The sequence below is a fragment of the Nostoc sp. T09 genome, assembly GCF_002154695.1.
Taxonomy (GTDB): Bacteria; Cyanobacteriota; Cyanobacteriia; order Cyanobacteriales; family Nostocaceae; genus Aulosira.
In genome coordinates, this window is sequence record NZ_MTAV01000125.1 from 1 (window position 1) to 25129 (window position 25129).

20 protein-coding genes are annotated in these 25129 nt (G+C 42.3%); 8 read left to right on the plus strand and 12 right to left on the minus strand.

Going from position 1 to position 25129, the window contains the following annotated elements:
- Positions 1-979 precede the first annotated feature (979 nt).
- Positions 980-1879, plus strand: a complete 900-nt coding sequence (hetR, locus tag BV372_RS23780) for a heterocyst differentiation master regulator HetR (RefSeq protein WP_086688968.1) — start codon at positions 980-982, stop codon at positions 1877-1879.
- A gap of 221 nt (positions 1880-2100) precedes the next feature.
- Here the strand turns inward: hetR and BV372_RS23785 are convergent, their stop codons facing one another.
- Positions 2101-2715, minus strand: coding sequence for a hypothetical protein (locus BV372_RS23785; protein WP_086688969.1), 615 nt, complete (start codon positions 2713-2715; stop codon positions 2101-2103).
- 387 nt (positions 2716-3102) lie between these two features.
- Here BV372_RS23785 and rpsD point away from each other — a divergent pair, with 387 nt between their 5' ends.
- A complete protein-coding gene (rpsD, locus tag BV372_RS23790; RefSeq protein WP_086688970.1) occupies positions 3103-3711 on the plus strand; it encodes a 30S ribosomal protein S4 in 609 nt (202 codons plus the stop codon).
- Positions 3712-3777: 66 nt separating this feature from the next.
- On the opposite strand, the gene moaA is transcribed toward rpsD, so the two are convergent.
- A complete protein-coding gene (gene moaA, locus BV372_RS23795; protein WP_086688971.1) occupies positions 3778-4764 on the minus strand; it encodes a GTP 3',8-cyclase MoaA in 987 nt (328 codons plus the stop codon).
- Between the two features lie 262 nt (positions 4765-5026).
- Between moaA and BV372_RS23800 the strand changes: the two genes are divergently transcribed.
- Positions 5027-5812 (plus strand): ABC transporter permease, encoded by a 786-nt coding sequence (locus BV372_RS23800; protein ID WP_086688972.1) that lies wholly within the window; start codon positions 5027-5029, stop codon positions 5810-5812.
- Positions 5813-5990: 178 nt separating this feature from the next.
- On the opposite strand, the gene BV372_RS23805 is transcribed toward BV372_RS23800, so the two are convergent.
- The 7 genes from BV372_RS23805 to BV372_RS23835 all read right to left on the minus strand — a co-directional run bounded on the left by BV372_RS23805 (position 5991) and on the right by BV372_RS23835 (position 13737).
- Positions 5991-6182 (minus strand): hypothetical protein, encoded by a 192-nt coding sequence (locus tag BV372_RS23805; protein WP_086688973.1) that lies wholly within the window; start codon positions 6180-6182, stop codon positions 5991-5993.
- 377 nt (positions 6183-6559) lie between these two features.
- Entirely contained in the window at positions 6560-8122 is a 1563-nt protein-coding gene (locus BV372_RS23810) for an NAD(P)/FAD-dependent oxidoreductase (protein WP_086688974.1), read from the minus strand.
- A gap of 882 nt (positions 8123-9004) precedes the next feature.
- Positions 9005-10450 (minus strand): RtcB family protein, encoded by a 1446-nt coding sequence (locus tag BV372_RS23815; RefSeq protein ID WP_086688975.1) that lies wholly within the window; start codon positions 10448-10450, stop codon positions 9005-9007.
- A gap of 183 nt (positions 10451-10633) precedes the next feature.
- Positions 10634-11065 (minus strand): archease, encoded by a 432-nt coding sequence (locus tag BV372_RS23820; RefSeq protein ID WP_086688976.1) that lies wholly within the window; start codon positions 11063-11065, stop codon positions 10634-10636.
- 255 nt (positions 11066-11320) lie between these two features.
- On the minus strand, positions 11321-12256 hold the full coding sequence (locus BV372_RS23825; protein WP_086688977.1) for an alpha/beta fold hydrolase: 936 nt from the start codon (positions 12254-12256) through the stop codon (positions 11321-11323).
- 19 nt (positions 12257-12275) lie between these two features.
- A complete protein-coding gene (locus tag BV372_RS23830; RefSeq protein ID WP_086688978.1) occupies positions 12276-12782 on the minus strand; it encodes a DUF4112 domain-containing protein in 507 nt (168 codons plus the stop codon).
- 55 nt (positions 12783-12837) lie between these two features.
- On the minus strand, positions 12838-13737 hold the full coding sequence (locus tag BV372_RS23835; RefSeq protein WP_086688979.1) for a YihY/virulence factor BrkB family protein: 900 nt from the start codon (positions 13735-13737) through the stop codon (positions 12838-12840).
- A 199-nt stretch (positions 13738-13936) separates the two neighbouring features.
- On the opposite strand from BV372_RS23835, the gene BV372_RS23840 reads away from it, so the two are divergent.
- Positions 13937-14410 carry a hypothetical protein gene (locus BV372_RS23840; protein WP_086688980.1) on the plus strand — a complete coding sequence of 158 codons (474 nt, stop codon included), beginning with the start codon at positions 13937-13939 and terminating at the stop codon, positions 14408-14410.
- Positions 14411-14561: 151 nt separating this feature from the next.
- On the opposite strand, the gene thrC is transcribed toward BV372_RS23840, so the two are convergent.
- Entirely contained in the window at positions 14562-15653 is a 1092-nt protein-coding gene (gene thrC / locus BV372_RS23845; RefSeq protein WP_086688981.1) for a threonine synthase, read from the minus strand.
- Between the two features lie 349 nt (positions 15654-16002).
- Between thrC and BV372_RS23850 the strand changes: the two genes are divergently transcribed.
- Positions 16003-16200, plus strand: coding sequence for a hypothetical protein (locus tag BV372_RS23850; RefSeq protein ID WP_086688982.1), 198 nt, complete (start codon positions 16003-16005; stop codon positions 16198-16200).
- A 130-nt stretch (positions 16201-16330) separates the two neighbouring features.
- Here BV372_RS23850 and BV372_RS23855 read toward each other — a convergent pair whose 3' ends face one another.
- Entirely contained in the window at positions 16331-18694 is a 2364-nt protein-coding gene (locus tag BV372_RS23855) for a hypothetical protein (RefSeq protein WP_179198207.1), read from the minus strand.
- A gap of 230 nt (positions 18695-18924) precedes the next feature.
- Here BV372_RS23855 and BV372_RS23860 point away from each other — a divergent pair, with 230 nt between their 5' ends.
- The 3 genes from BV372_RS23860 to BV372_RS23865 all read left to right on the plus strand — a co-directional run bounded on the left by BV372_RS23860 (position 18925) and on the right by BV372_RS23865 (position 23198).
- Entirely contained in the window at positions 18925-20541 is a 1617-nt protein-coding gene (locus BV372_RS23860; RefSeq protein ID WP_086688983.1) for an iron uptake porin, read from the plus strand.
- Between the two features lie 91 nt (positions 20542-20632).
- Entirely contained in the window at positions 20633-20806 is a 174-nt protein-coding gene (locus tag BV372_RS36610; RefSeq protein ID WP_179198208.1) for a hypothetical protein, read from the plus strand.
- A gap of 199 nt (positions 20807-21005) precedes the next feature.
- Positions 21006-23198, plus strand: coding sequence for an FG-GAP-like repeat-containing protein (locus BV372_RS23865; RefSeq protein ID WP_086688984.1), 2193 nt, complete (start codon positions 21006-21008; stop codon positions 23196-23198).
- A gap of 120 nt (positions 23199-23318) precedes the next feature.
- Here the strand turns inward: BV372_RS23865 and BV372_RS23870 are convergent, their stop codons facing one another.
- On the minus strand, positions 23319-25001 hold the full coding sequence (locus BV372_RS23870; RefSeq protein WP_086688985.1) for an iron uptake porin: 1683 nt from the start codon (positions 24999-25001) through the stop codon (positions 23319-23321).
- Positions 25002-25129 lie beyond the last annotated feature (128 nt).

The following is a 25129-nucleotide window of genomic DNA, read 5'->3' on the forward strand; positions in this document are numbered from 1 at the left end:
GGGGAACCCTTTCGGCAGTTCCTTCTGCGGGAAACCCGCAAGATCGGACTGCCTTACCAACGCAGTGGCTCCCCTATGTATCATTTCAAAAATCAAATCGGATTCCTGTATTCACCTCTACGAGTAATACCATTTCACTTTAATGTTGATCCTAATAGGTAGCAGGTGACTAGGGGCAGGGACACAAATATCAATAAAAGTTGATTTTACTTTTTCTATAAAAAAATCAAATATCAAACACAAATATCTTAAAAAGACATTACTAGATCCCTATTAAGCACAAAGGAATGCTATTATTTAATAACATACCAAAAATTTAACAAAGTAGTTTGAATCGAACTGTTCGGCTTTGTTAAAGGTCTATAATTTGGCATCAATTCAAAAATCAGTCGTAGATAAAAGCGACCAAGTTGCCGATTGAGTGATTGGGGATAAAAATGTCTCACTTTTATAAATGGTAAGTTTAAGTTCTCAGTCTACAACTCAAAATTTTATCGTTGAGTAGTGAGATCGATGTTTCTCCCCAATACATTACCCGGTAGATTTTAGTAGTAGCTAATTACATTTACCATATAGTTTTTTGGTTTCACTAAATCCTTTTAAATCTCTTTTTATAAATCAAGTATAAAATTATACAAAACTATATGTAAATATTATCTAAGTATATAAGAGCTTTTCGGCACAGCATATGAGAGTCTAGCTTTATCAGTATCCCATCCTTTTAAGCTGTGAATAGGAGCATAAGTGTAAATACTTGCAGTAATATTACGGTTATGTAGTAGATAAATTACAGCAAAAACACTTTTTTTGATATGTGTGCCAGAAATTACCCGGAAATTCATAATTTTGACTACCAACAACCTCATAGTTGAAGCATAATAAATAATCTGAAGTGAAAATATCGCCTTCAGTCGGGTGTATACTACTTACTTTCCTACGGTTAATAAATTTGTAAACGTGCTATTTAACTGTCTGTTATATGAGTAACGACATAGATCTGATCAAACGTCTCAGCCCCAGTGCGATGGATCAGATCATGCTTTATCTGGCTTTTAGTGCCATGCGGACCAGTGGGCACAGGCATGGGGCATTTTTAGATGCAGCGGCTACGGCTGCCAAATGTGCAATTTACATGACCTATCTAGAGCAAGGTCAAAACTTGCGAATGACAGGGCATTTGCACCACTTGGAGCCGAAACGGGTCAAAATCATTGTGGAGGAAGTCAGACAGGCCCTGACTGAAGGTAAATTGCTGAAAATGCTGGGTTCTCAGGAGCCTCGCTACTTGATTCAATTGCCTTATGTTTGGATGGAAAAATTTCCTTGGCGTCCGGGGAAATCGCGCATTCCTGGCACAAGTCTGACAAGCGAGGAAAAAAGGCAAATTGAGCAGAAACTACCAAGTAATCTGCCTGATGCCCAGTTAATTACATCTTTTGAGTTTTTAGAATTAATTGAATTTTTGCACAAGCGATCGCAGGAGGACATGCCAACCCAGCACCAGATGCCTTTAAGTGAAGCTTTAGCGGAGCATATCAAGCGCCGTCTACTCTACTCTGGCACGGTGACGCGCATTGATTCTCCGTGGGGTATGCCTTTCTACGCTCTTACCCGTCCTTTTTATGCGCCGGCAGACGATCAAGAGCGTACCTATATCATGGTGGAAGATACCGCTCGGTATTTTCGGCTGATGAAAGATTGGGCAGAACGGCGACCAAATTCCATGCGAGCCTTAGAGGAACTTGACATTCCTCCAGAGCGCTTAGACCAGGCTATGGAAGAGTTGGATGAAGTTATCCGCGCTTGGGCAGATAGATATCACCAAGAAGGTGGCATACCAATGATTTTACAGTTGGTGTTTGGCAAAAAAGAAGACTGATAACTCAGGTCAACACTCAAGGGTCAAGGGGAGCCACTGCGGCTTGGGGTCGCACGCCAGTCCGCTCAACGGGGAGGAACCCTCGCACGCGGCTGGGTCCCCAAGTAGAGCAAGTGGCGTTCAAGAGTCATAATTTAAAATTATGAATTGTTTATCTTCCTTGTCCCCCTTGTCTTTCTTCGGTGCAACAAAAATCCTAACGGCTATTGCCTCTATGAGCTTCAATTACTACCTGGTTGTGTAGGAATTGGGGCCGTTTCAAAAGTAGGGCGAAATTCTGTAGGTCCTTGAACTTGAGGTAGAGCCGAAGGTGTAAAGGTGCTAACTGTGTCACTGCCACTGATACAAGTATCTAATGCCTGAGCGAGAGCAAACTTAATTTCACTACGTAAACCTACCACACATTGACCAAAGCGGACAGGCAACAAACTCCGACCGCAGTAATTTAAAATTGCTGGGTTAGCTGCCTCTTTATTAGGATAGAGGCTAATCCCAATTACACAACTAGCTAAATCTTCAGGACGTCTTGCTTGTCGACAGGTAGTAAGAGCATCTACAGCGCTGATTTGTGTCTGCCTGCTAATTGAAACTACACAGGAAGACAAATCTCGTGGACGGAGTGCCCCTGCACAAGCTTGTGATGCAGAGTTCGCATTAACATTGACGCGCAATAGCTGACCAGCACAGGCACGGTAATCATTGCTGCTGTAGGAGGCGGTGATAGCCATACTGGGAACCATCGTTGCCAACCATCCTGCGATCGCTAAAACTGGCGCGGTCACCTTTACTGTTTTAGCCGACAACATTCTGTAGTCAGAACCGCCTTTTTTGCTCATCGATTTTTGCTCCTTAACATTGCCGTTCTCCAAACACCCAAGGCTATGCTAACTCAATAAGTGCAACCAATCTTCTCCATCTAGGGAATTTTAGTTGCATAGTCGAGGATAACTCAGCAATTCAAAATTCAACAAGGTTAACAGTCAATAGTCAATGGTCATTTGTCATTAGTTCTTTCTTCCTCTCCCTGCCCTCCTTTCTCCCCTGCTTTTTTCTCCTTGTCCCCTTTTCATGTAAAGTAATAAAAGTTTTTTAATTGCGATTGCCTATTGGCATTAGCACAAAATTCTGATGATGAAATCGATAATTTCTGGAAATTCTGTTTTCCAGGTATTTATAATGGAATGTCTGGGTAAAGTTGAAACAGGATTAGATTAAGGAAACACATGTCCCGATATAGAGGGCCTCGCCTCAGAATTGTCCGTCGCTTGGGCGACTTACCAGGATTAACTCGTAAAAGCGCTAGACGCGCTTATCCACCTGGTCAACATGGTCAGAACCGCAAAAAGCGTTCTGAGTATGCTATCCGTCTGGAAGAAAAGCAAAAGCTGCGCTTAAACTATGGTCTGACCGAAAAGCAACTGCTACGCTATGTCCGTAAAGCCAGACGTGTGACTGGTTCTACCGGACAAGTGCTGTTGCAACTGCTAGAAATGCGCCTAGATAATACAGTTTTCCGCTTGGGTTTAGCTCCGACTATTCCCGCAGCGCGGCAACTAGTGAATCATGGTCATATCACAGTGAATGGACGTGTAGTTAATATTGCTAGCTATCAGTGCCGTCCTGGTGAAGTCATCGCTGTCAAGGATAAAGAAGCATCGCGTAAGTTGGTAGAAGCCAACCTACAATATCCTGGACTAGCTAACCTACCCAGTCATCTGGAGTTTGATAAAACCAAGCTGGTTGGTAAAGTCAACGCTGTTATTGAGCGGGAATGGGTGGCTCTACAAGTTAACGAACTGCTCGTGGTGGAATACTACTCACGACAAGCGTAATAGTCATTAGTCCTTAGTCATTTGTCCTTAGTCATTTGCAAAGGACAAATGACAAATTACTATTGACTACCCGCCAATTTGCGACATAGTACGGGTATATGTACCCGCAGTGCCAGATTCACGCTGTTTAAAATTAATTTCTGGCTTCATTGCCAGCAAAGATCTCACCTGCTCTTGCAATTGTGCGGTGCTGATACCAGCCCTAAGAGCAGTTTTTAAATCAATTTGACCAGTTTCATTCAATAGACAAGGACGTAGCCAACCGTCTGCACTCAAACGCATCCGGTTACAGCGATCGCAAAAACACTCCGACATCTGACTGATGAATCCCAGTGTTCCCTTGGCTCCCGGAATCTGAAACACATCTGCGGGACCAGCACCACGAACTTGGGATTCTGTCAATCCCCAACGATCGCGGATTTGTTGACGTAATTGTGCTGAAGAAATCCAACCGCGATCGCCAAATAATTGTCCGTTACCAATCGGCATAAACTCAATAAATCGGATGTGCCAGTTGCGGTCAAGACTTAAAGCAGCCAAATCGAGCACTTCATGATCGTTCACCCCAGGAATCACCACTACATTCAGCTTCAGGGGGTCGAAGCCGACGCGATAGGCAGCTTGAATTCCATCCCAGACTTGCGTCCATCGCCCACGACCGCGATTACCGATAATTTGCTCAAATGTATCTGGTTCCAAAGAGTCCAGGCTAATATTGATGCGCCGCAACCCAGCATCGTAGAGATTTTGGGCGATGGGGGCTAGTAAAAACCCGTTGGTTGTCATTGACAAGTCTTGGGTTTGGGGAAAAGACGCGATCGCCCCGACTAATTCCACTACATGGGGACGCAGTAACGGTTCCCCACCAGTCAAACGAAACCGGGTAAAACCTACAGGGATAAATACCTCTTGAATCAGGGTGAGGAGTTCCTCATCACTCAGAAGTTGTTGCTTGAGAATATAGTCTACTTCTGCACCTTCCGGCATACAGTATTGACACCGGAAATTGCAGCGGTCGATCAAACTAATCCTGAGGTAATCTACCTGGTTCATTTTTTAGTGTTTATTTCTATTCTATTTCCGTAAGCGAGAAGCAAACTGATAGCCAGCGATCGCCCTGATTAAAAATGGGTATATCCAAAATTTCCGCAACCAACTAGAATGGGATATTCTTTTAGCGTCCTCAGCAATTACTACATGCCTTTGTTATTTCATTGTTTTGAATGCATACAGTCAATCTTTCTCCCTCAATCTCGTTCTTTAAGCAAGTTTTAAGTCTAGCGAATTTTTAATAATTATTTTGAGGGATGACTAGATGGTAGTAAAAGTACAACATAGAAAAAATATAAACCAATTTTCGGTTTCACGTTGTTTTTCTGTAATGCTGCTCTTGGGTCAGGTTTTGCTGCATTTACTCCAAGGAAAAACTTATCACCGTAAAATCCTGGAACACATGGTAACTGCTGGACCAGCTTCTCTGCCTCCAGTTCTTCTTGTCAGTGGTTTTGCTGGGATGATTTTCACTATTCAAACAGCCAGAGAATTAGTGCAATTTGGGGCTGAGAGTGCTGTAGGTGGGGCCTTTGCCTTAGCTTTTTGCAGAGAATTAGCCCCCATATTGTCGGCTAGCATTATTGCCGGCCAAGTAGGTTCAGCGTTTGCAGCCGAGATAGGTGCAATGCGAGTCACAGACCAGATTGATGCACTGCATATGCTCAGAACCGATCCTATTGATTATTTAGTACTTCCGAGAGTCATTGCTTGCTGCTTGATGACACCATTATTGACAATTTTTGGTTTAGTTACAGGCATCCTTGGTGGAATTTTTGCCGCCTCACAGTTTTATCAAATTACTCCAGAGGCATTTTTAGAGTCAGTCAGAAGTTTTTTAGAACCCTCAGATTTGTGGATTATTTTGCTGAAAGGGTTTATTTTTGGAGCTATAGTTGCTATCAATGGCTGTAGTTGGGGGCTAACTACCAGAGGTGGAGCCAAGGAAGTAGGAGAGTCAGCAACAACAGCAGTTGTGACTACCTGGGTGACAATTTTTATGATGGATTTCTTTTTGTCTTTGTTACTGTTTGGGAAACCCACGCTTTAAAAGTCTGCATAATATCTCAGCGCATATGCCGTTGCGATTGTGAATTGTTAAAGCTGATTGATCGAGTAAATCTTAAATTTGTAGTGGTACGGCACACTTACGTAATATACATAGCACTTAGAGTTTTGTTAGCCTTTTAAAGGGTTTTTAGCTAAAGTACGTTGCCATCGTTTGCTTTTCACACTGACTGGTTCGTTTGTGTAGAGATTGGCTTTTCTTGAGACTTAGACGGTGCAAGATATGCTCCAGCACCAAGTGCAACCATTCCCCCACCTATGGCATACATAACATTTTTATGAAAGTATTGGGAGCCGAGGTAGCCAAAAGCAATTGCCGCGACTGTTGTAACAATCATTTGAGGTAGTTTCATAAATAGGCCGTCCTTTGATTAACGCTCTATTGAGGCAGATAGTGAGCAATTTGTTGCCAGCGGTGTGTTGTTCTACTATGTAAATTCATCTCAGTGGTTACATAGTAAACTTTTGGTAGAGCTTGCACTACATTCTACAGAGAGGGAATCATACTTCTTTGGGTAGAAAAACAGGAGCGATCGCTTCTCAAACAAACATTATTTGAACTACCTTGTTGTCCATAAATAACCTCTAATCACCATCAGACTTAGGGATTTCCAGAAATTAAATTATCCAATTTTGAGACGCGAAGACGACGATCAGATTCTTTCTCCCCCAGCCTCCCCAGCTACCCCAGCTTCAAAAGCGATGGGATAATTATTTATTTGGAAGTCCCTTACCCAGCCGCTACCAACGGCTTTGGTGCTTCTTGTCTTTGCCGCACCGCTTGTCCTGTAAGGATTTCCACCACATCCATACCATTGCCAATTACACCAGGTACGCTGGGGTAGCCGGCACTCGCTCCCACCATGAAAAGATTGGGGAATTCCGTTGTATATCCTAGGCGATCTAAGCCCACCTGTTTGGGCACCAACTTCGCGCCGTAAATATTTCCTTGGGGTTGTCCCAGATAAAATTCACTGGTGGTCGGTGTGCCGTAAAGTTTCATCCGTGCATAATTGTCTACATCTGGAATCAAATCTCGCACACTGGTCATAATCTGCTGATAAACTTCCCGCTTTTTCGCTTTATAGGCTTTCGGGTCGTGTTTGTGCAGGTATTCAAATGGTTCGTAGGGACAGATGGTAGCAATCTCCAGAACATGATGCCCGCGTGGTCCTATTCCTGGTTCCTGAGTCTTCATGGTTGGACAAGAGAGGAAAATCCACGGGCGGCTAAAGTCTCCGGCTAATTGTTGTTGATATTCTCTGTTGAGGTCACCTGTGGGATAGTACCAAATATTCCAGTTACCAATACCGTAGCGTTCCGGCTCAAAGCGACTATCTAAACCCAGGTAAATATTGAAAGCACTAGCTGAGTATTCGTAGCCAGTTAAGCGCTGATGTTCCTTACGGCTCAAGGCTTCAGAATCATGCATCAACTCCACTGTTAATTTGGGGTCGAGGTCACTGATGTAAGCTTTACTAGCGCTATAAGTTTTACCATTGGCAATAACGCTGTGAATACTGTTGTGACTAACTTGAATATGTTCAACAGGCGTTGAGTATTTAATTACGCCTCCACCAGAGGTAATTGCTTCAGTAATCGTGTCAACAAAGTGTCTAAAGTGATATTTTGGATAGTACGCTCCTTCTGAGTAGTCCCAAACTAGGGAAGTGTGGGTGATGAGCGCAATTTCTTCGGGTGGTAGCGCATAGTCACCACTTTGCCCCGCCAGCACTGCTTGTAGTTTGGGCGACAATCCCACGTAGTTATACAAATCTTGTAGAGTCCAACTCCGCTTCCAAAATAGATTCCAATATTTTGGTAACTTCAACCAATCAGACCACTTGCGATCGAACCAACGCACTTCTCGCACCAAGCTCCGAATTTCTTGACGGAGTTGCTTAATCTCATCACAGTAGCGGTTGATCGCTTGCTGTTCTTCTGGAAAGCTAGAGAGCAAAGCTGTACGCAAATTTTCCCATCCCAAGGGAATTTGGAAATCCGCCTCTGGTGTAATAACGCGGTCGATGCAGCCTGGATCGAGGCTATTAAAGACTACATTCCGTTCAATGTAATTGAGAAATTGGTCTATGGTCTTACCAGGACCACATTGAGAAATATAATGCACATCAGCACAAAAGCTGTATTCACCATAATCAAAGGTGTGACAGCAGCCTCCCGGTAAGTAATGTTTCTCCAGAACTACTACCCGGTATCCTTGCTTAGTTAAACAGGCTGCGGCTGACAGTCCACCTAATCCAGCTCCTAAAATCACATAATCGAAGATTTCCATCACAAACTCCTCTGGCAATCTTGATATCTCTTGATTTCGGCAGTATGGTTGTTATTTTTGTGGTCGAATGGCAAAAATAATCAAAATATTGGCATATTTTCACCTAGCTTTTATGTTTTCAAATCATCTTAATTAGAGATGGGTAAAAACTAAATTAGCGAGGTCAACATTAGTTAGCAAACAAAATCTCTTTAACTACTCGGATAGCTATATAATCTGCAACCGAGCGTCAATCAATACAAAAGATTTATCTTAAATAACACAAACTCAATTAAACCAAACACTCTTGGTTTAAGCTTAAGCTATGGGAAGAGTAAAATATTTTTTCAAATTCAGGTTTTTAAGGCTAATTTGAAAAAATACACTAATCAATCTGTAGCTTGTATTGTATTCCAGGCAAGCGTTTGAAAAGTTTTACAGTACGGTATTTATACTTGATGTCTTCAGCTTATCAAAGACAAAAAGATTTGTTTGTTAAGCTTGAAAAATTGTAGTTTTTCTTAATAAAAGTAATTATATAGAGGCAGAAGACGGAAGGCAGAGGGCAGAAAAAATATTTAATAAGACTGAACAAAAGAGATTATTTCTAATAGCTGAAAATCTCAAAATTACTATACAGTTGTAAAAAGTTATGGTAATATATAGTTGGAATCACAAAGAACTTCTCAAATAGGAGGAAGTGGCGACACCCTTAACACAAGTGTTTGGTTAAGAGTCATGCCAAACCAGGATCTTAGGAAGAAACGACTATGAGAGGTTCTGGCTAAGAGAGCGAGACCAATAAACTCACATTCGTCATGGAGGAAAAATTGGATCAAATTGAATCGCAGACCTGAGGGGTTTAGTTGCTAGCAACTAGACCCCTCGGCTTATGGGTGAGTATCATCCTTTGATCACAGCTACAGGTCTAAGCCGAGCCACCTTACGGGCAATACCAGCATTGTGGACAACATTAACAACACGGCTAACATCTTTGTAAGCCTGTGGTGCTTCCTCAGCTAAACCAGACATCGAACCAGCCCGGATATTGATGCCTTCTTGTTCAAGTTCTCCACGCAAGCGATCGCCTTTGAGTTCCCGCTTCGCCTTAGCGCGACTCATAACTCGCCCCGCGCCGTGACAACTAGAGCCAAAAGAAAGGCGATCGCTTCTTTCAGTTCCAAGCAAAATCCAGCTTTGCGTACCCATCGAACCAGGAACCAAGACAGGTTGACCCAAAGCACGATAGTCAGCAGGTAAATCAGCAAACCCAGGCCCAAAGGCTCTAGTCGCTCCTTTGCGGTGAACACATACTGTCATCTGTTCGCCTTCAATTTCGTGAGTTTCAATTTTGCCCATATTGTGAGCGATGTCATAGACTTGGCGCAAATTCGAGTTTTGTTTACCAAATACTTCCTGAAAGCTGCGGCGTGTATGCGATGCTAAAACCTGACGGTTAGTAAAGGCATAGTTAGCAGCTGACTTCATCGCCGCCAGATAAGCTTGTCCTTCAGGAGATTCAATAGGGGCGCAAACTAGTTCTCGATCTGGCAAATCTATTCCATAGCTGATGACTGCAAATTGAAAATCTTGCACATAATCTGTGCAAATTTGATGCCCAAAACCGCGCGAACCACTATGAATCTGCACAGCCAGACAACCTTCATGTAAGCCCATGACATCGCCTGCTTCTGAGTCGTAAACTTGTTCTACTACATCCACTTCGAGAAAATGATTACCGGCACCCAAAGTACCTAGCTGTCCTCTGGCTCGCTCTTTAGCTCGTTTGCTGACACGTTCTGGATCTGCGCCTTTCAAACAACCAAATTCTTCTGTATATTCCAAATCTTCTGGTTCGGCATAACTTTCAGCCAGTGCCCAACCTGCACCTTCACGACAAACTTGATCTAATTCTGCTGTAGTTAATCGGACATTGCCCTTTTCTCCTACACCACTAGGACAGTTACGGTACAGGGTAGTTGCTAAATTACTCAGTTGGGATTTAGCAGTCTTATACTCAAGTGTCGATGCTAAAACGCGTACACCACAGTTGATGTCATAGCCAATTGCTCCCGGGGAGATAATGCCACCAGGTACTTTGGCTGCCATCACCCCACCGATAGGCATTCCATAGCCTTGGTGGACATCGGGCATGACAACTACATGACCCACTAAACCAGGTAACATGGCAACATTAATCGCCTGTTGAACCGATAAATCTCCCAAGGCATCCTCTAGGAGCTTTTGATCGGCAAAAATCCAGACAGGAACTTTCATATTTGGATGGTAGGAAGTAGGAATTTCCCACAAATAATCCTCAATCCGCCGGAAATCTCTTTTATTAAACATAGACTCCTCTGGCTTTAGAAATTGCTAATTGTCTGATGTCTTAAGGGGCAAAAAGCTCTTAAGTTGTGACGCATTTAGACTGTATATTGACTCGTCAAGGCTGTCCTTTGTCATTGGTCATTTGTGTTTATAAAGGACTAATGATTAATGACAGTTTTATATACGTATTAGCTTAGTTAGTTATCAAACATCCAACACTAAAGTAGCTTCCAGACCTTTTTCTGTAGTCTGAATTGCCAGATTGTTATAAGTTACTGCCTTGATTAACTTATTCCAGTTTTTAACTGGTGCACCACTAACTTTTGCTTGTAAATTGTGCCGATCCAGATGCAGGATTTCAAATTGGTTAAACCCCAAGCCTTCGCTTTCGTGCAGATACAAAAGTTCATTTAACCAAGCAACTAGTAGACTTTCGTAGTCTACGCCGTGGAGTTGAATATTACGGCTAACTGGAGAATTGGCTCCTCGCTGGACAGATGCGATCGCATAAAGTCCATTTGCCGCCTGGATAAATAACTCTGCTAGATTTTGTCCCCATACACGATAAGCCCAATCAGCTGTATGTTCAACCTCCTCAAACCCTGCTAGTGAATTGAGGAAGTCTGGACTTTGCATAAAAACCTCCAAGATTTTTCCATACTATCAACTGGAGGTTACTGATATTTCAATCTTTAGTTAGATTCAGGCGTAACTATCGGTTGAGTTAAAAGTAAAACTAAATAAACTGAAGCATTGCCTCAAGTAGATATTTTTGATATCAAACCATATATGTACACACGAAGTGGCTTCCCGTATGGTACACAGATAAATATCGGTGTTTATCTGTGTTCATCTGTGGTTCCTTATATTTGATTTATATATAATTTCTAGTTACAAGAAATTTGTATCCCTAAGAAACTCAACAATCGCTGTATTTACATCTTTTGAAGAACCAGCTGCTGCATCGTGACAGCAGTTAGGCAAAATTTGCAATTTCGCATTGGGGATAGATTTATGCAATTTTTCTCCATGAGTTACAGGAAACCAACTATCTTGCGCACCCCATAAAATTAGTGTAGGGCATTGAATAGCGTTTAATTTATTTTGAATTTTACTAAGCAAATTTGGTTTCTGACTTTGCCAATGCTCAATTTCTCGTGCTGCTATTTGTAACTCTTCAGCAACTTTTACGAGAGTACCAGGAATTTCAATAAAAGGGTAAGTTATCCAATAGATATCTTCTTGGGTTAGCATTGATGGATCGAATAGCACCCGACGCCTTTCGATTGCCATAACTTCTCTAAATAGAGGTGCAAACAAATATGCCAAACGCAAAGAGTCAATTGTTCCGATTATTTCTAGCGGCGTTTGAGCAAGCACCCACATCGCCCAATGCGGTAATTTTTCAGCAAAAATCGGTACATTAACGACTACTAAACGCCCTACTAAGCCGGGATATTGTTGAGCAAGAGAAAGGGCAATTAATCCTCCTAAAGATTCTGCAACAATTACAGGCGGTTCATCACATAATTCCTGAATTATTCGTGCTAGTTCAACAATTTGATGACCGCTATCTTCTCGCCTTGTCAAAGGTTTTTCTGAAAATCCGTAGCCTTTGGCATCAAAAGAAATTACCCGGCAATATTTAGATAATGGAGCGATACTATGACGCCAATTGTAGCTCCAAGTACCCATGCCATGTAATAAAATTAGCGGTTTACCTGTACCTTTTTCACCATAAGCAATTTGTACAGGATAACCTTGAGTATCAGTAATAATTACACTTTGTCGCCCTTGAGGAAAAGTCGCTTGCCACCAATCTTTCATTCCATTATCAATCAATTATTTAACTACCACTTAAAGCTTGCCACAGCCATCTAATTATTATCATAGGCAATATAACTAAGACAATGGCAATAAGCAACAATCCAGCTACAAGCGCTAAGATAAACCACTTATCTGCTTTTTTAGTTGGGATGGGAGACTGTAAGTGATTTTCTAATAGTTGAATATTAAGAGTATTAGCTTTCCAAGCAAAATCAAACAAGTCTCCCAGCATGGGGATAGAGCCTACCAAACCATCAATGATGATATTAAATACCATTCTGCCGAGAGTAGCTCTAGATGCACCTAATCGCGCTGCTTCTACAACAATGTAACCAGAAAGGATGACTCCTACAACATCACCGCCTATAGGTAACAATCCTAAAATTGGATCTAGACCAACACTAACCTGGGTTCCGGGAACAGTAATCACATTATCCATCAGCCTACTGATCTGACGCAGCCGCTTTAAGGTAGGAGCCTTAGCATCAGGTTCAATAATGGGATATCGAGAAGGAGAATCAGGCATGAGTGCGATCGCTTTTTGAAGTTGAATAGTTAAGTATTTTACTGCTGTATATTAATTAATTTTGTTTAAGAAGATTTGGTTGCCTGCGGGAACGCATATCTTCACCGACTGTAACGTTTAATTGATCGCCCACGAGGAGAACAAAGGCACTCATCCACAGCCAAAGCATTAGCACAATCACAGCCCCCACAGCACCATATACTTTATTGTAGTTACCAAAATTAGCCACATAAAGGCGAAACAACCCAGACAAAATGGCCCAAAAAACAGCAGCTAAACTGGCTCCTGGCATCATTGGTGTACCTGAATTCCACACGCTTGGACCATAGCGATAAACAAAGCTAAAGGCAAGAGCAACAATACTTAAAGCTACAGGCCAGCGTAATAGTCGCCAAAGATCTAACAAGAATACCAAAGAATAATTTTCCAGCACCACTATTGCCAATATTAGGTCGCTGATAAACACTAAAAATGAAGCCAATACTAAAAGCAACATAGTACCGACTGTTAGTCCCAGAGAAACTAGTTTAGCTTTCCAAAAGGGACGCATGTTTTCGGGGGGAATTTGATGAATTTGATCTAGCGCTGTCATCGCAGTACTTACCGCACCCGAAGCAGTCCAAATTGCGATCGCAAAGCTCAGAGAAAACAAACCGCTATTTTTGGAATGAGCGATTTCTGTTGTGGCAAAATCCCGAATTATAACTAGTGCTGCTTCCGGTGCAATTTGACTGATCTGCGCCGCTAGTTGTTTAAAGGTGTATTGTAAGGATTCTGCAAATAAGCCAATGGCTGTGAAGAAAGCCAGAATTGCTGGAAATAAAGACAACATGGCGTTGAAAGCAATTTCTGAAGCAAGTCCCAAAAGTCGTCTTTCGATTGTCCTAGCAACAGTTTTCTTGAGGGTGCGCCAGTTGAGATGGCGAAAGAAGCGGACAAAACGAGGCTGGTACATGACTGTGGTGTTCTGAGTGCTGATTCAAATAATTTGCCAAATTTCCAGTACTCAGCACTTTATTTATTTTTACATTTTTTACCAAAATAATACTGATATGAGAGCAGCAAGGGAGTAGGAAGCAAGAGCAATGCCCAATGCCTATTGACTATTGACTATTGAGCAATGACTATTGACTATTAACTAACCAACAATCTCTATGAGTCAAGACTTAACAACACAATGGTTGACTGAAATCCAGTCCCTCAAACAGCAGATGATAGCAATTGGGCGCGATCGCGACGCAGCTTGGGAAAGCGCGGAGAAGTGGCGTAAACTCTATAACACAGAGGCAGAGCAACGCCGCACCGATACTCAGCTATCTCAACAAGCGATCGCATCTCTAAAAGCAGAATTGCAAAAAGTTCAAGGTTTGGATACACAGGCACTTCCTGATGCCACAGCAGTAACGGCTATCCAACAGGAAATTGAACAACTCCAGTCTGTGGAAGAGTTGAAAACTAAATTAGTTACAGCCATCAAAGAACGCGATCGCCTGTTACAAGCTTTGAAAACTGAGCAAGACAACCACGCCCAAACCCGCGACAACTTAACTACCGCTTTGGGTGATGCTATTGATGGCTGGACGCGGGAGCGAGTTGCTCTCGAACATGATACGCAACCGACTCTTTGAGAAGCCGCACCCGACGCGGGAACGTTTCAGAAGCCAGATACAGGAAGACGCGGAGGAAGATGTTGTTTAATCAATTTTCCCCGCGTCTTTGCCTCCCTATGTGTCTGTGTTGGTTTATCTAAGTACCTTCTTGTTGCAAAATTTTGAATTTTTAAAATCCCATCGCCTCGGCTACTGCTCCCAGTTCTGCCTCAATACCCTGTTTAAATTGACTGTGACTGTGTTTAATGGCTGTATCTGGGTCTTTTAGACCATTGCCAGTGAGGACGCAAACTACTGTTGCTCCTGTAGGAATTTGGTCTTTCACCTGCAACAGCCCTGCTACAGAAGCAGCACTGGCAGGCTCACAAAATATGCCTTCAGATGATGCCAATAATCGGTAAGCATCGAGAATTTCGGCATCGGTGACGGCGTGGAAGTTTCCTTGACTAGCTGATTTAACAGCGATCGCTTTTTCCCAACTCGCCGGATTGCCAATGCGAATAGCTGTTGCCAAGGTTTCTGGATGCTGTACTGGCTGACCGTGTACTAAGGGGGCCGCGCCTGCTGCTTGAAATCCCATCACCTTGGGTAAGCGATCGCATTTCCCGGCTTGATGATATTGGCAAAATCCCATCCAGTATGCTGAGATATTACCCGCGTTACCTACTGGGATACACAGCCAGTCTGGAGCATTACCCAACACATCAACAATTTCAAACGCAGCTGTTTTCTGCCCTTCTAAGCGGTAAGGATTTACCGAATTCACCAAAGTGATCGGATAGGTTTGCGCCATCTCGCGGACGATTTCTAAGGCGCGGTCAAAATTACCTTTTACAGCCAGTACCTCAGCCCCATAAAGTAAAGCCTGCGCCAACTTACCTAGCGCCACATAACCATCAGGAATTAGCACAAAGGCACTCATTCCCCCACGCCTAGCGTAAGCTGCTGCTGCTGCTGAGGTGTTGCCTGTACTGGCACAAATCACTGCCTTCGCCCCTGCTTCTTTAGCCTTGGAAATTGCCATTGTCATTCCCCGGTCTTTGAAGCTACCAGTGGGGTTAAGACCGTCGTATTTGACAAAAACACGCACTTGTCTGCCGATAATTTCAGCGAGCGCCGGCGCTGGGATTAGAGGCGTGTTACCCTCCAACAGGGTGACAACCGGCGTTTTTTCGCTGACAGGCAAGTACTCACGATAGGCTTCTATCAGTCCGGGCCAGGGTTGGCGATGAGATTTAGCAACAGACAGGCTTACAGTCACGGTTATTTATACAAATTTTTAGTACAAACAGAAAAATACCAGGGGTAGATATCTTGCACCACGAGACAGTCTCATTACAAGCAGAAAGAAATTTCTGATGGTGCAGGCGTTTTACCTATAACTTTTATTTACCATTTTCCCAGGCAGCTTTGCCAGAAGTTTTGTCACAAAAGGATCGCAGGTGTGATGTTTTCTCTGGAACACAGTCATCACAATTTGAGTCTCTTATCACAAATCTAAAAACCTATTAGAGTAAATGATGTAAAATATACAATCTTTTAACAAAGCTTAAAACTACATTATTATAATATCTCTAATGGTGTGAGTTGAGTTGTGGATCTAGTTAACTATGTCTACCTGTTCATCTAGTGTTTCCGATCGCGTGTCCCAAGCTGCCTGGGCAAGCAAGTTAAACAAGTCTTATTACCAAGACGATCAGCAAGTTAAATTTATGCACTTGCAAGCAGAGATAGACTCTTTGCTCATGCAGTTGCAGAATCTCAAGCAGCAACGCCTGTCTAGCAATAGTCAAGAACAAGAAGTCTAGAAATTTTGTTAGGGTTTTGGATTGTTAAATTTGTCCCTTGTCTATGCTGCTAGTAGTAGCTAATTGGGGCAATACACCAAACACAATCGAAAACCCAAACCACAGAGCGATCGCCATAGTTAAGAAACTGCTATTCAAAGCGCTGATTTTTTTGTGACCAACGCTTGAGGCTATACTTATCGCCATTCTCTACTAACAAAGCTAGAGACTGTCCATCTGAAAGCTTGGCGATCGCTGTCAGTGCTTGCTCGGAATTTCTTTGAAAATCAGTATAAAGTACTTTACCGCTATCAGACAAGATCAGGGTACGGGGACGGAATAAATTTTCTTCCTGCTTCTGTTCTCCATAAAGCGATTGCTTCAAAGATGCTATTGCTTCTGCTGAGATAGTTAGTACAGTTTCTGTTTGAGAATTATTTGTTAAATTCATTACTTGTACAGGCCAATAGCCTAGTGCTTGTAGCATCTGTGCCAAGTTAGGCCTAGCGCCATTGGGAATGTGACCAGATTGTTGTAAAGTCTGCCACACAGTCGGCAGCATTGCCGTTACTCTGGCTGGATCTTGTTGATATAGTTCTTCCAGAGTGATGGGAGAAGGTTGTACCCATTCTAAGGCAGCATCTGTCAAGGCTAAAGGCTGGGGTTGGAGAAGATTATTTTGATTATTAGCAATTTTTTGTCCGGCAACTAGTAACCGCAAACCCCCCCCTTGTAATTTCACCCCTTTAATTGTGGCGGTAGTTATTTGTTGTTCTCCATTTGGCAACCAAACCACAAGTAAAATTCCTGGGTCAGAATTGATGCCCAATGTTTCCCAGATAAATTTGGCAGGAGAAGTGTTAGGTAGCTGCAAACTTCCAAAAGGGAAATTGAGCCAGCGTTTACCGTCATTAAATGCACTCACCTCTACCTGATACCAAATTTCGTTATCCATCAGTTGGAAGTCTGCTTTTGGGTTTGGTCTGAGCCAATCACTGCTGATTACTTGAGTGAGGGGTTGCACTGAACCTAAAATTCGGCTTGGGTGACCAGAAATGATTTTAGGTCTGACTCCTTCATTACTAAGGCGTACTAATAGATCCTGAATCCGGGTAAGAGTATCTGGCGTAATTTTTGGTTGTGCCTCCAACCAAGAAATTGCCCGTTCTTCCCCTCGTTGAACAGCTAAAATCAATGCTCCCCAAGCTTGTACCTCCGGTCTATTTGGGTTAACTCGCAATGCTGTTGTGGTACGATTCCACAACCGTCCCCCATCCATTTGTAGTAGAGTGGCAATTTCTAGGACATTCTCCGAAGAAGCTTCAAATACCTCTAAAGCTTTCGCCCAGCGACCATCAATCAAATCTGCTAGTACCTGTTGACTTGGAATTGCCCAAACCTTATCAGCTTGGGTTTTGGTTAGTTGGGAGTGTAAGCCAATCAAATCAATTTGCGCCTGTGCCGCTTCCGGAAGCACCTCTTTTCGTTGTTTCTGAAAAGATTTCAACCACTCGAAGGCTGGTGTCCACAGTCCACTACGGGCAAGTAACAAAGCATTTTGGTAAGCAGTATCTTTGAGGACTGGTGTTTTCAGAGAAATTTCTTCTAGTTGAATCGGGTTGAGGAATAACTTAATAGCTTTGACTTGGTAAATGCGTAACTGTGGTTCTAAACCTACTGTTTGATCGATGACTAATTCTTTAACAGTACTACCAGTTACCTGCTGCCATTTAGGCACTTGTCCATTGGGACTTTTCCACGACAACATCTGTTGGAGTTTACTGCGTTGTGGATTGTAGTAGACAATGTGACCGTAGGCGATCGCACCAGTTCCTTGTTGGAGTTTACCTTGTAAATCAAACCAAAAACCTGATGATGGTGTCTCACCATCAAAGCGCTTGACTTCATCTAATGGTAAAGGAATGCTGTTTTCTGAGTTTTCTAGTTTAGTCTCATCAGAAGCAGCCAACACAAAGGATTCTTCTGGCCCGGTGATGGGTAATTGCGCCACAAGACGGTAATATTTTTCTGTCTGGGATTGGAATTCCAAGTCTTTGGCTTGCTGATAAACCCTTAGTTCTACAACTACTTGACAATCAAACTGACAATTAGGTCGCTGTTGCAAAACTGGCAGTAAAAAAGAGTTTTCTTTATCTTGCTCCAAAGCTAGGGTTTTCCCAGCTATACGTTTTTGTTTACTGAGGCTGTTTTGTATTTGTTTAAAGGTCTGAGGACGCTCACCGTAATTACCGACGGAAATTTGTGCCCATTCTGGTAAAAATTTATTTAGCCAAATAATTTGTTCTGGATTGAATATAAATAGAATGCTGATCCAGGCAAAAGTTATAAGTAAACCCACACTGCTCAACAATGCCGCGATCGCTAGCGTTGATGTTAGCAAATTTCCCAGTTGAGTATTGTTCTGGGGTTTTTTAAAGAGATGTTTGATCCTACTTGCACGAGGCTGATTTTGCCCTAAGGGCTTTGCCGTCAGCTTTCGCAACCGATTTGCCATGCTAATTTTCACTCTATCCAGAGAGTATATTTGGGCTAGTTAATTTATCTTTTATACTCGCGCTTGTTAGATATTGCCCAGATTTTTTTTAATCTAGTTTATTATAAAATACGTAATTATACTAATGCTATTAATAGATAATTTTACATACACTCATGGCTTATATATATGATATTGAGTAAAATAAATTGAAAATTAAAATAATTAACCACAGTAAGAGTAGAGCTTGGATGCTCGGATGGTTAATCATTGCGAGCGTCAACGGATTTGTACAAAAAGCAACCGCACAAAACTATAGCTTTCCATCCTCTACAAATCAATCTTACTTAGAAGAAGCCGAACCGATGTCACAAGTCACATCGGTATCTCAATTAAAAGACGTGCAGCCTACAGATTGGGCGTTTCAAGCCTTGCAATCTTTAGTAGAACGCTATGGTTGCATAGCAGGTTATCCAGATAACAGCTATCGTGGTAATCGCGCCTTGACTCGCTATGAATTCGCCGCAGGTGTCAATGCTTGCCTAGATAGAGTCAATGAGTTAATCGCTACAGCTACAAGTGATTTAGTTAGCCGCGAAGATTTAGCGAAGTTACAAAAATTACAATCAGAATTTGCTTCAGAATTAGCAACATTGCGGGGTCGAGTTGATAGCTTAGAAGCTCGCACTACCGAACTTGAAGCTAAGCAATTCTCTACAACAACTAAACTCAGTGGATTAGTAATAGTTGGTGTGCAAGGACGGAATAGCAATAGTGGTGATGTTAATCCCAGAGATGGTATCAAAGACACAAATGATGGTGGTACCAACATTGGTTTAATGTCCCTAACCCAGCTATCTTTAACTACGCAATTTACCCCTCGTAGTTACTTATTTACAGCTCTTTTAAATGGAATTGGTAGCTCTGGTCCTCGATTTACCAATAGCGTGTCTCGCAATGATATAAATCTCGGCTATGAATATCCTACAGATAACCAGTTTATTATCAGTGATCTCAATTATCATTGGTTAATTGCTGACAACTTAGCGCTGATGGTAGGAACCGAAGGCGTGAGTATGGCAAGTGCTTTCCGAGGACCAAACCGTGTAGAAAGTGCTGCTACCGGACCATTATCTTTCTTTGCCCAACGAAATCCGATTTTAGATATAGGATTTGGTCATGGTGGTATAGCTATAGATTGGCAGTTTGCTAAACGTGCTAGCTTACAGGCAATTTATTCTAGTTACATCCCCGGTAATCCTGGTAAACGCACAGGTTTATTTGATGGTACTACTACTACAGGTGTGCAATTACTGTTAACACCAACTGATTCAGTAGATTTAAGTTTGTATTACGTCAATAATTATGCTTCAGATGGCTGTTTAAAGACTTACGTGGGTGATGAATGCTTAACTGCGAAATCAGAACCCCTAGAAACTAATGCTGTTGGTGCCACTATCAGCTGGCAAATTTCGCCTCGTATGACTATTGGTGCATGGGGTGGCTATACTAATTCTTATATTCCTGGGCAACCAGGAAATGTGGAAACAACAAATTACATGGCATTTCTCAACTTCCCAGATTTATTTGCCAAAGGTAATTTAGGCGGAATTTATGTTGGGCAACCTCCTAGAATTACAAGTAGTAACTTACCCGTAGGAAGCAATGTTCCTGACTCAGTTAATACAGGCTTAGGACGTGCTGGAGGCCAACCAGGAACGACTACTCATATCGAAGCATTTTATCGTTTCCAACTGACAGATAATATTAGTATCACACCAGGAATAATTCATATTTTGGAACCTGGACATACACCAAATAACGAGCCAGTTACTATCGGCATTCTAAGAAGTACTTTTCTTTTTTAATTTGTTGATATAGCCTTTTCTGACTCAGTGAGGTACAGGAAGAAGTAATTAATCACAGATTAACAGTTCCTACCCTAAACTTCTCTATAGCTTGCTTCCCCTTGAGGCAAAGGCTACGTCTGATGGGGAACGGGTTCTGTTTTGGAGTACAAGTCTGGCGACCAAACGCAGTGTGCTCCGCAATGTGCTGGCTCCTTTTAGCTTAGTAAATAAACGTGTGAGCGATCGCTTTGGTTCATGGTTGAGCCAAGTAGAAGATTTGTAGCAAATTGTTTGCGTAATTACCCTTAAGCTCCTGCAAATACTTAATAGTATTTTTACTGAGGCATTATGTCTGCTTTACAAAATACTCTAAATGGTCTCTTCCTCACGATTTCAATGAAGAGTCTTACTTTTGCTATCCATCTTGGGATCTAAACAGAAACAGGTGTGAGGAAGCCAAAACACTTTTAATTAGAACAATCATGAGCCTATCATTTACAAGTGCTAACAACTTTCCAGTGAGTTCAAATCCCTCTTCAGATCCCGCTTATGTCGTAATCAAAGACTTAGACGGTGATGCCAAACTTGACTTGGCGGTAGCGAACTTGACTTCCAACGATGTCTCAGTGCTTTTGAATGATGGTAATGATGGCTTTGGCACTCCCACCAACTTTCAAGTCGGAACCAATCCAGTTTTCCTGACCGCAGAAGACTTAAATGGTGACAACAAACCTGACTTGGCGGTGGTGAACGTTAATGATAATAACATCTCAGTGCTGTGGAACGATGGCAGTGGCGGCTTTGGCACTCCTACCAACTTCACAGTTGGGATAACTCCTACTTCCATCGCTGCGGGAGACATAGACGGTGATGGCAAACTTGATTTGGTGGTGGCAAACGCTGATGACTACAACGTCTCAGTGTTATGGAACGGTGGCAATGGTAGTTTTAGCACTCCGACTAACATCCCACTTGGGACGAGACCTTCTACCGCCCTAGTGGGAGATATAGACGGTGATGGCAAACTTGACTTAATTGTGGCGAATGCTAATAACCAAAATGTCTCAGTGCTGTTAAACGATGGTAGTGGCGGCTTTGGCACTCCTACCAACTTCACAGTTGGGATGATACCTTATCACATCGTATTGGGAGACATAAATACTGATGGCAAACTTGACTTGGTGGTAGCAAGCTATCTTTCTAACGATGTCTCAGTGCTGTTAAACAATGGTAGTGGTGGTTTTGGCACTCCCACTAATTTCACAGTTGGGACAAGTTCTAGTTCCGCCGTCTTGGAAGATATAGATGGTGACGGCAAACTTGACTTGGTATTGGCAAACGCTAACAACAAAAACCTTTCAGTGCTGTTAAACAATGGTAGTGGTGGCTTTGGCACTCCCACTAATTTCCCAGTTGAAACATCTTTAGCTGACGTTGCTGTGGGCGACATAGATGGTGACGGCAAACCTGACTTAGTAGCTACGAATCGTAATCTAGATAGCATCTCGTTACTGCTTTATAATTCTGCGCCTACAGACTTAATATTTAGCGCTATCAGTGGTGATGGTAATGATGGCTTTGAGAAGGAATTGGCTATTAATGCCAGCGAACTGGGATTGGCTGCAAATAACCAAATCACAACGATGGTTGAGTTCACAAATATTACTGAGAATATTTTTACTGTCAAAAGTAAAGTTAAAGGTGATAAAGCAAAACTCTCAATCAAAATTGAAGGTAGCACTTCTAAAGTAGTCAATGAAATAGGTGTATTTATTGTTGACGATGCCCAAGGTACAATTGATGGTATTGCTCCTGGTGCAGCAGATTATGCAGAAGTAGCGCTCAAGCGAGCAAAGGTAGTTTGCTCTGCTATTGCCAATGCACCCGATGGTTTTAATGCAGGTGACCTACCAAGGTTATTAGAATTCGACTCAGGTGCAAACTTAAGATTCTATATGATACGCAACAGCACCACTGATGCAGTGCTATCTGGACAAACTTCTTTGTCGGAGGTAGTCTTTTCATCTGCTACAAATGTCAAAGTGGAAAGCACTGAAACTGAAGGGTTCTCTCTTAATTGGAAGGGTTTAGCTAGTGGCAGCAGCGATTTAGTGGTGAAGATTAAGGAAACTAATCAAGACATACCTTTAGGTATAGCCCTCCAAGGAAAGCATCAAGGTGAACTCATTGATTTACGGGAAGCCAAAACTAAGGTAAAAGCAGAGTTCATCATTAACAGAGAAGCTGCTTATGACAACTTAGTTGGCTTCTGTAGAGTAAATGATGAGAATGGAGGTATTGATAGCGATCGCGATGGTAAGATTGATTTCCGTCCAGGGGATGCAGGCTACATTAAAGCTATGCTTCGCTCTCGTGTTGAGGGTATTGACTTGAAGGTGAACAATCAAGGTAAAGCCACTTTCACTGGCAGTTTTGAATCAGGTTCGCTTTTTGTACCTTTTATTATTGCAAGTAATACTATAGAAGCAATTTTAAGTAGTAATTCTAACGACTTAGCAGTTTACAGTCCATTTTTAGGCGCAAATTCTGACAAAAACAATCATGTCCGCTTACTAGGCAATAATATATTTGGCTTTGAGGATCAAGCAGGAGCAGGCAGCGATTGGGATTACAACGATCTAATTGTTCAAGTCAAATTGACTCTAGATGGTTGAATCTTATTTAAGTTGTGAGATTTTTCATGTTCATACAGCGTTTTTGACAAGAGAAGACTATCCTTTGCCAGCAGTTATACCAAGTTGAAATGTAGGGGCGGGGTTTTCCCGCCCTTTAGTTTAGAAAGTGAAAGTAGTTCTCAATGTCCCAATTACGGCATTATCGCTATTAACAGCTTGGCCAGGATTAGTTAACCAAATCACACCAGGAGTAATAGAAATGTTGTCGCTGACGCGATACCTATAGAAACCTTCAATATGGTAAGGGCGATCGCCACCTACACTACCTAAGTAGGGTTGGGCACCTGCAAAAATTCCTAAAAGGTTGCCTTTTTTACCTAAATCTGGCAAAGCTACCCCAACTCCGTAACTCCAAACTTCACCATCATTATTAGCAACTAAGTCTGTAATGTCGCTGTAAAGCACAAAGCCACTAATTGAGAGTTTATCGCTAGGTTTGAAAGCCGCCTCCAAACCGTAAGAGTTACTCTGATATGGACTTCCACCACCGACAAAGTTGGCTTGAGAAGTACCGACTACAGGAAGGTTATATGTGCCGAAATCGAATAAAGCACTATTTGCGCCATGATATCCATGAACGTAGGTTGCAGCTAAGGTCAGGCGATCGCCAACGTTCAGGTTTAATTGTGCTAAAGCTGCATAGTTACCTTCAAATAAACCTGCATTTGCTGCTGGGCTATTCGCTTGGGAGGCCAAGTAACCCAAGGTTACTGAAGGTTTGAAAGTACTGTTAGCACTACCAAATACTAAGTTAACGCCTGCGCCTGCACCACCACCAATTCGGTAAATTGGGCTTTCAGATGCAAAGGTAGATAAAGCACCGTTACCGCCATCAAAATCTTCAAAGTATGGGTTGACGGTAGGTACATAATCGCTGTGAATACCACCACTAGCTGCTAGGTATACTTGGGAGTTGCCAATTGGAAAGTAGTATGACAACCAGTCAATGAAAACACTGTTATTGGTACTAGGGGTAATGTTAAAGCTTTGAGTACCCTCAAATGTGCCATTTGGTAAAGTTAATCCAACTGCATTACTAGTAGCAAGCCTAGTGTGCAATATATCTTTACCTGTGAAGCTGGTTTGTAAGTCTAAACGTACCCTGTTTTGGAAGACAGTGTTGTTGTTGTCGTTGCTGCCAAAGTTATCGGTAACAGCAAAAATTGCCTCACCAACTAGCTTGGTTGTAGTAGAAAATTGATTTGCTTCTAGTTCAGCAGTACGCGCCTCTAGAGAATCTACTCGACCACGTAATGTTGCTAGTTCTGCGGAGAATTCTTCTTGCAAACGCTGGAGGGTGGCTAAATCTTGTTTTGTCACCAAGTCAGCAGTTGCTGTAGCAATCAGTTCATTAACTCTATCTAAACAAGCATTCAAACCTGCGGCAAATTCATAACGGGTTAAAGCACGGTTCCCACGATAAGTACCGTTGGGATAACCGGCGATACAACCATACCGCTCAACTAGAGACTGCAATGCTTGAAATGCCCAATCAGTTGGCTGTACATCAGAAAACTGCGAAACTGACGTAACCTGAGACATTGAATTTTGGTTATCAGCTTCAGTTTCTAAAACTTTATTATCATCAGTCTTGACTTGAGCAATTAACTGCTGATTAATTTTTGCTTGGTCTGTTGCAATAGCAGCAGCACTAGCCTTTCTTGGTGCTTGACTTTGAGAATTATCTAACTTTTCAGCAGCCATGACATTGGCTGAAAGCAACACATTTGCACCCAAAATAACTGGAAATAGCGCCAGATTTGTCCAAAATATACGAGACATATTTTCCGTTTTCTCCTCCAAGAAATACCCAGAGTTAATAGTTGCAAACAACAAATAAATCGGGTAGTTTCTGCACACCTTTAAAGTTAAATAGATTATATTGTTTAGCGGTATAAAGTCAAGCAGTG